The organism is Streptomyces sp. NPDC101194 (assembly GCF_044767885.1).
GTDB lineage: Bacteria > Actinomycetota > Actinomycetes > Streptomycetales > Streptomycetaceae > Streptomyces.
In genome coordinates this window covers 20,590-28,443 of record NZ_JBIWOS010000022.1, presented here as the reverse complement: position 1 = coordinate 28,443, position 7,854 = coordinate 20,590, and the positions used below count along the sequence as shown (strand labels likewise).

Sequence of the window (7,854 nt, the reverse complement as noted above, 5' to 3'; positions counted from 1 at the left end):
TCCGTATCGCCCGCAAGGGAATCGAATCCAGTGAACGACTCGGACGCCGAAGGTGGGTCATCGAACGCACCATGTCCTGGCTGTCCGGCTACCGCAGACTCAACCACCGCTACGAACGCCACCCCCGCAACTACCTGGCCTTCCTCGGCCTCGCCGCCGCACTCTGCTGCTACAAACGACTCCTCCGACGCGCCACATAGGACACCGTCTAAGGGTGAGGTTGCCGCGGACCATGCAGGCTGCGACTGACACGGCGATGAGCAAAGCGTAAGGGCCGGGCACGGCGGCGAAGGCGGCGGTGGTAAGGCCGCCGAATGCGACCAGGATCGTTGTGCGGGCCGGTGCGGTGGTGCGGCGCGCGAGGGCTCGCGTGGACCCGCACGTGGTCGGGGGCCCACCAACAGGTCAGGGCGGCGAACGCCGGCTGGTAGAAGGTGGCCGCCATCGCGATTCCGGCGAGCGCCCAACCAACGATGAACACCGGAAGGCCGGGGGCTGCGGCCACGATCAGCACGCTGATGAAGCCGAGCACAGAACCAGCGGTCATGAAAGCGCGTGGGCCGTGCCGGTCGAGGATGCTCCCGACGCGGATCCCGGCAAGGGCGGTCCCCGACGGCGTCGACGGCCCCGTCCTCGTGGAGAACATGCGGCCCAGGCCGAGAAGTTCGGCGCAAGAATGATCGACGACGACATCATCTCCGTCGACCTCACCGGCGAAATCAAGCTCCTGCCGACTCCACGGGCACCGTCCACCGCGCGAAGACAGTGATCTTCGCGACCGGCTCCGGATACCGCAAGCTCAGCCTCCCGAACAAGGACGAGCCGTCCGGCCGCGGCATGTCCTGGTGCGCGGCCTGCGACGGGTTCTTCTTCTTCCACGACCACGACATTGTCGTGGTCGGCGGCGGCGACACCGCCATGGCGGAAACCACGCGTGGCTCCACCGAGCCGTGATCATCCGGAGGGCGCGGCACAGAGATCGGAGACGATCGCGAACGCGGTCGTCCGAACGAGCTGTGAGGCAGGCGTAGAACTCGTTCCGGAAGCATGACAGTTCCGCCAACGGCTCTTGCCGGGCATCGCGACGCAGCAGGTTCATCCTCACGGCCTTCGTACTGGACGTGTGTGTTCCTTGGTCGGAGCACATGTTCAGACGAAGGCCGCCTCCGCGTACGGCGGTTATCGAACCGAGTGATCAAGTTCGACCACCATTCGACGACGGACGTTGAAGATCAAGCCGGCAGGGTCCGGCCGACGGCCCTAAGGTGTCACCGGCGAGGGGGCGGCTGCCCAGGAATCGGCGGCCTCCTTGTCGGAGTCGAGCACGTCCTCGCCGTAGAAATCCTGCAGCCATTTGGTCTGGTAGATGGTGTCGAGGTAGCGCTCGCCGAGGTCCGGACCGATGGCCACCGCGGTGAGCTCGTGCGCGTCATGCTGGGCCATCCAGTCCGTTGCGGCGCTGATCACCGTGCCAGTGGAGCCGCCGAACAGGAATCCGTGCCTGGCCAGACGATGGCAGGCACGTACGGTGTCCGCCTCCTCGACACGAATCACCTCGTCGACATAGGACTCGTCGAGCAGCGGCGGGCGCATGCTCGTGCCCAGACCGGGGATCATCCGGCGGCCCGGCGAACCGCCGAAGGATGCCGAACCGACGCTGTCCACCGCAATGATCCGCACCCGGCGGTGCCATCTCCGGAAGTAGCGCGCACAGCCCATCAGGGTCCCTGTGGTGCCGGCTCCGACGAACAGCACGTCCAGCCGTGGGAACTGACGGGCGATCTCCGGCGCGGTCGTGCGGTAGTGCGCCTTCCAATTGCTCGGATTGGTGTACTGGCTGAGCCACACATACCGGTCGTCGGAGGCGCACAGCGCGCGGACGTAGTCCAGCCGTGCGCCGAGAAAACCGCCGTGGGCCTCCTGTTCGACGATCACGTGTACCTGGCTGCCCAACGCCTCCATCATCATTCTGTTGGAATGATTGACGCGGGCGTCCGTCACACACAGGAACCGGTAGCCCTTGCTTGCCGCGATCACGCTCAGCGCCACGCCGAGGTTTCCGGACGAGGACTCGACCAGGATCGAATTCGGCGTCAGGATTCCATCGCGCTCAGCGTCCTCCACCATTTCGGTCGCGGCCTTCAACTTGATCGAGCCGGCGAAGTTGAAGCCCTCACACTTCAGGAAGAGCGGGTGCCCGAGGATCGACCGGAGGTCGACATAGAGATCCTCTTCGTTGAAGGCGTAGGGAGCGGAAATGACGGGCACGATGGTCTCCTCTGTCTGGAGCAGAGCACTATCGGGACTTCCACCCGGCCGTGGGCGCGTTCCTCGCTTGTGCGGGCGAGACCCCGTGTCCAACCAGACGGGAAAGGGCCCTGCGTCAACGGCCGCTGTCTCATGTGTCACGACCTGCTGCGACGTGACCGCTGGTCTCCCCTGAGATCAGCCTTGAAGGAGCCTCCTGGACCCTCGGCCTGCTCATCAGTACCGGCTCAGTTCGTGGAAGAAGCTGTCGACGACGTGCAACTCTCCGCGGCGAGCCACTTCGGTGTACACGTACTTGCCCACCGCGAGGTCGAGCACCCCGAGGCCGAAGGGCGAGAACACCACCGGCCGGTCCGTCGGCACCGTCACCCGCCCGGCCATCACGTCGTCCAACGTGCCGTGCAGGAAGTCCCGGTTGCCCGTGAGTTGCTCGGCCAGATGCGGCGACGTGTCGGCCTTGAGGCAGTGCTCGACGTCATCGACGATGTTGGTCGAGGCAAGCAGGATCTCCGGCGCAAGGTCGCGCAGCGACACATGCAGCACCAGCGGGTTGTGTGCGAACCATGACGGGTCACTGACGTGCGGCTGACCGGCGACCGTGGCGAAGACCACCAGGTCGCTGTTTCGGATCAACTGTTCGGCGCTGTCGTGCACAGTGATTCGGCCGCTGGTGCCCGACTGCTCCAGGTAGCAGCGGAAGCCTGCCGCGCTGTCGGCGCACAGGTCGTGTACGCCGATCTCGTCGAACGACCAACCGGTACCGGCCAGGAAGGTGTGGATGTAGCGGGCGATCAGGCCCACCCCGAAGAACCCGACGCGTGTCGGTCGCGATCGGTCGCGGCAGAGCCAGTCGGCCGCCGACGCCGCCGACGCGGCCGTCCGGGTGGCGCTGATGATCGAACCCTCCAGGCAGGCGAACGGGTAGCCGGTGTCGTGATCGTTGAGGATCAGCACGGCCGACGCCCTTGGGATGCCGGCCGTCACGTTCTTCGGGAAGCTGGAGATCCACTTCAGGCCGTCCACCCGCGTGTCCCCACCGATCGAGGCGGGCAGCGCGATGATCCGGGAGGACGGGCGGTCGGGGAAACGCAGGAAGTACGACGGCGGGTTCACCGAATCACCGGCGCCGTGCACCCGATAGGTGGTCTCGACCAACTCCGTGATCCGCTTCTCGCATCCGTACAGCGTGCGCCGGACCTGGGCACCGGAGATCACCGCGAACGGTGGCACGGTGATCGGTGCGACGCTTGCGGACTCTCTCGCGGTGGAATCGACAGTGGTCATCGCGTGGTCACCTCCACGGTCGGTGAGCAGTCGGCCAGGCGCACCGGTTCGGCCATGGCGACGAGCACCTCACGCGGTCCCTCGAAGGGCTCCCTGCTGTGCGCGGTGCGGATGTTGTCGACGAGCATCAGGTCGCCGGCCTGCCACGGTTCGCGTGCGGTGTTCGCCTCGTAGACGCTGTTGAGCAGCTGGACGACGTCCTCGCCGATCGGGTCGCCATTGCCGAATCGGGTGTTGAACGGCAAACCGTCGGCGCCGTAGACGTCCACCAAGTACTCGTGCACCTCGGGGGCCATCGTCCACTCGTTGAGGAACGCGATCTGGTTGAACCAGCAGCGTCGTCCGGTGACCGGGTGGCGTACCACGGCGCTACGGCGCTGTCTGGTTCGCAGTCCACCGTCGGGCTGCCACTCGAACGCGATTGCGTTCGCGCGGCAGTAGCGCTCGATGGCGCCCCGGTCGTCAGTGCCGAAGGCCTCGGCGATGGACGCGCCGATCTCGTCGTTGTAGCTGCGCGTGAGCAGCCAGCCCTCGCGCTCGAACCGCTCGGTCAACTCGGTGGGCAGCGCGTCCAGCACGGTCGGTGAGTCGGCCACCGCGGTCGCCCCGCCGTCGGTGGGCGCGCTGAGACAAGCGAACATCATCAGGCCGGGGAACTCAAGCGTGTAGCTCAGTTCGTGGTGCATGCACATGGGCTGGTTCGGCGGCCACTTCGATGAGGAGTACAGCCCTTCGGAGTAGGCCTGCCGGGGCGCGAAGGCCTCCCGCTCGGTCATCAGAACGGTGGCCAGCTTCGAGAAGACGGCTCCGGTCTCGGCCGCATCGCGCAGCCCGAGGCCACGGACCAGAACCGAACCATGCTCGGCGACGACTGCGCGCAGCGCGTCCCGGTGCTCGGCCGCCCAGGCCGGCGCGTCGTCAGTGACCTCGGCCCGCACCCGTGGGGGTGCGCCGGAATTCAGTCCCCCGTCGACCAGCAACGCCGTGGATGTGAACGACATCTCGTTTTCCTTTCAGCCGATACTCAGGAAGAAACGGACAATCCGGCGGCGTGCAGCACGGCCTTTGCTGCCTCGGCCGGACGGGTGCGCAGGAAGTAGTGGCCGCCGTCGGGGAGCTCGTGCAGGTCGACCTGCTCAGCCAGAAGCTGCCAGTCGAGGTACCGGCGCGGGTACTCCGCCGTGCTCGGGTCGTCCGCGGCAACGACCACGGTGACCGGCGCGGTGAGCTTCTGCGTCGGCGGGTGCTCCAGGACGTCGGCGAAGTAGTGGTGCGCGGACACGCAGTCGTGCCGGTAGGCGGCGCCGACGTGCTCGGCGTGCTGCGCACTCAGCTCACCGAGCGAGGTGTGGCCACCGTGCGTGCTCAGGCTCGCGGCGATCTCAGCGCTGCTCCGTCCGGTCAGCTCGGTGATGGTGGCGCGCCGGTCGTCGGCGTCCCCGAGCAGTTGTGCGCCGAGGAACACCCGTTGGACGTCCACTCCGCGCTCTCGCAGTTTTCTGGCCGTCTCCACGGCCAGCGCGGTTCCCGAGGAGTGGCCCCACAGCAGGACCCCGGTCAGGCCACGCCCGGTGATCTCGTCGACGACCTGCTCGACCACTTGCGTCATCGGCACGAGCGACTCGCCGTCGGCGGCCACGTCGTGACCGGGCAGCTCGACGGCGTAGACCGCCGGTCCACCGTCCGGCAGCGCTCCGGCCATCGGCTGGAAGTTCACCGCGTTGCCGCCGGCGTAGGGGAAGCACACCAGGGCTGCGGTCTGCGCACCGTCCGGTTCCGACAGCGGCTGAAGCAGCCCGGCACGCCGCACGGACCTGCCGTCGATCAGCCCGGCCAGATCGGCGAGGATCGGGTGACCGGTGACATCCTTGAGGGACACCGCACGGTCCAGGACGATGGCCAGCTTTACCGCCGACAGCGATGTGCCGCCCCGGTCGAAGAAGTGGTCCCGCCGTCCGACCTGGTCCTGCGGGATGCCGAGGACCTTCGCCCATGCGGCTGCCAACCGCTGTTCGGTCGGCGTATCCGGCGCGCGGTAGTCGTCCCGGACGACCTCGAGTTCCCCGGCGAGTGCCTGCAGGGTCCTTCTGTCGATCTTGCTGTTGGCCGTCAGCGGCAGAACCTCCCGCCAGTGAAAGGCCGACGGGACCATGTACGCGGGCAGCGACTCACCGAGCCGGTCCTGCAGGACGTCGACCTCGAGCGGCCGCCGACCGGAGTAGAACGCCACCAGGTGCTTGCTCCGGTCGGCCCGCTCGGTGACCACGACCGCACCGTCGCGAACACCGGGCACCTGCAACAGAGTGTTCTCGATCTCGCCGATCTCGATCCGGAAGCCACGGATCTTCACCTGGGTGTCGCGGCGGCCGAGGAACTCCAGCTTTCCCTCGGGCGTCCAGCGGCCGTAGTCGCCGCCCCGGTAGAGGCGGGCGCCCTCACGGTGCGGATCGGCCAGGTAGGCCTGCCGGGTGCGCTCGGGGTCGTTGACGTATCCGCGGCCGACGCAGACGCCGGAGAAGACAATCAGGCCGGGGGCACCGAGCGGCACCGGGATGAGGTGCTCGTCGACGACATAGACGTGCACGTTGTTGACCGCGGAACCCAGCAGGACCCGGTCTCCGTCGGGCGCGCATTCCATGACCTCGTGGTTGGTGTCGTCCGAGGTCTCGGTCAGCCCGTAGGCGTTGACCAGCTTGATCCCGGGCTGGGCGGCGAACCAGCGCTGCACGAGCTCCTTCTTCAGCGCCTCGCCCGTGACCGACACGCACCGCAGGTCCGGCAGCTCGCGGGGGTGCTGCTTCAGCCAGGACACGACCACATCCAGGTAGGAGGGTACGACCTGGAGGACGGCGACCCTGCCGTCGACGATCTTGTCGACGAACCGCTGGATGTTCAGGATCACCTCCTGCTCCACCAGTAGGGTCCGTCCCCCGACCAGGAGCCCGGACACCAACTGCCACAGCGAGATGTCGAAGCATTGGGGAGCGGTCTGGGCGATCACCTGTCCCTCGCCGATCTCCAGGTCGTCGATCTTGGCGTAGAGGTGGTTCAGCATGCCCGCGTGCTCGCACATCGCACCCTTGGGCTCGCCTGTGGAGCCGGAGGTGAAGTAGATGTAGGCGAGCTGGTCCGGTGCGATGCGGAGGCCCAGATCATCGTCGGCGTGGTCTTCCTCGTAGGCTCCGCGGACGAAGAGCTTTTGGACCCCGAACAGCGAGTCGAGGGCCTGGTCGAGCGTGGTAGTGCTGCCGGGTTCGGTCAGCACGAGCCCGCATGCGGCACGGGAGAGCATGGTCGCGAGACGGTCGGCCGGGAAATGCGGCTCGATGGGCAGATACACGCCGCCGGCCTTGAAAACCGCGAGCACGGCGGCCATCCAATCCAGGTTGCGCTCGGTCACCACGGCGACGACACCTTCGGGGCGCAGCCCCCGCGCCAGCAGGGCTCGTCCCACCCGGTTGGCGCGTGCGTTGAGTTCCCGATACGTCAGTTGCCGCTCCCCATGCACCGCGGCAACGGCGTCCGGGTGTGCCGCCACCCGCTGCTCGAACAGTTCGTGGAACCGATGGTCCGGCAGTTCCCGGCGTGGGCCGGCGAGTGATTCGAGCTGGAAATGGAGTTCCTCGGCGGAGAGCAGGTTCTGCCGCCCGTGCTCGGCGTCCGGATCGGCGGCGATCAGCGCGAGTGCGGTGAGGTGATAACCGGCGATCCTGACGGCGCAGTCCTCGTCGAGCGCGTCGGTCCGATAGCGCAGCCGCAGGACAAGGTGGCGGCCGCGTTGCGAAAAACCCACCCACAGCATGGTGCTACCGGCGACTTCGCCGCCCACGCCGTGCGGATCGAACACAGCCTCGATCGACGGCTCCGCCAGGCCCAGTTCGCACCTGAGCTCATCGGCCGGGTAGTCCTTGTGCCACAGCAGGTCCGACTTGACTCGATGAACGTCCAGCAGCAGCGTTCGCCACGAGTCGGGCTCGGTCGTCAGCCGGCAGAGCAGCGGTCGGCCGCCCTCAGCGGTGACGTATCCGGTTGCGACCTCGTGCTCGCCGGACAGCGCGGCGAGCACCTTGGAGTGCGCTGCCAGCAGCACCGAGTCGAGTGGCACCGCCAGGTCCTCGGCCAGTCGGACCAACGCCGCGACGACGTCGTCCGGGACCGGCGCCTCGTGTTCGCCGATGCCGTTCTCAGGATTGAGCGTCCACCGCGGGATTTCGGTGAATCCACCGGCGCCGAGCACAGCGCGCCAGAACTCCCGGCCGGCCTGCGCTTGCATTCCCATCTGGTCGTCCCTCTCCATTCGCC

The 7,854-nt window shown here is 67.4% G+C and carries 5 protein-coding genes and 2 pseudogenes; 2 read left to right on the top strand and 5 right to left on the bottom strand.

Translation table 11 applies throughout. From position 1 onward, the window contains the following. Positions 1-200 (top strand): transposase (locus ACIRP2_RS39050; protein ID WP_404258519.1); only part of this gene is annotated, 200 nt, incomplete at its 5' end. A gap of 10 nt (positions 201-210) precedes the next feature. Here the strand turns inward: ACIRP2_RS39050 and ACIRP2_RS39045 are convergent. Beyond that, positions 211-646, bottom strand: a pseudogene (locus tag ACIRP2_RS39045) (hypothetical protein); the annotation flags it as partial. On the opposite strand from ACIRP2_RS39045, the pseudogene ACIRP2_RS39040 reads away from it, so the two are divergent. Beyond that, positions 612-933 (top strand): annotated as a pseudogene (locus ACIRP2_RS39040) (NAD(P)/FAD-dependent oxidoreductase); the annotation flags it as partial. The pseudogenes ACIRP2_RS39045 and ACIRP2_RS39040 overlap by 35 nt on opposite strands. A gap of 327 nt (positions 934-1,260) precedes the next feature. Here ACIRP2_RS39040 and sbnA read toward each other — a convergent pair. The 4 genes from sbnA to ACIRP2_RS39020 all read right to left on the bottom strand — a co-directional run bounded on the left by sbnA (position 1,261) and on the right by ACIRP2_RS39020 (position 7,831). Further along, entirely contained in the window at positions 1,261-2,268 is a 1,008-nt protein-coding gene (gene sbnA / locus ACIRP2_RS39035; RefSeq protein WP_404258518.1) for a 2,3-diaminopropionate biosynthesis protein SbnA, read from the bottom strand. 216 nt (positions 2,269-2,484) lie between these two features. Further along, positions 2,485-3,552, bottom strand: a complete 1,068-nt coding sequence (gene sbnB / locus ACIRP2_RS39030; protein WP_404258517.1) for a 2,3-diaminopropionate biosynthesis protein SbnB — start codon at positions 3,550-3,552, stop codon at positions 2,485-2,487. Further along, positions 3,549-4,553, bottom strand: coding sequence for a TauD/TfdA family dioxygenase (locus ACIRP2_RS39025; protein WP_404258516.1), 1,005 nt, complete (start codon positions 4,551-4,553; stop codon positions 3,549-3,551). Before ACIRP2_RS39025 ends, sbnB begins: the two co-directional genes overlap by 4 nt. Positions 4,554-4,576: 23 nt before the next feature. After that, positions 4,577-7,831, bottom strand: coding sequence for an amino acid adenylation domain-containing protein (locus ACIRP2_RS39020; protein ID WP_404258515.1), 3,255 nt, complete (start codon positions 7,829-7,831; stop codon positions 4,577-4,579). Between the last annotated feature and the right edge of the window lie 23 nt (positions 7,832-7,854).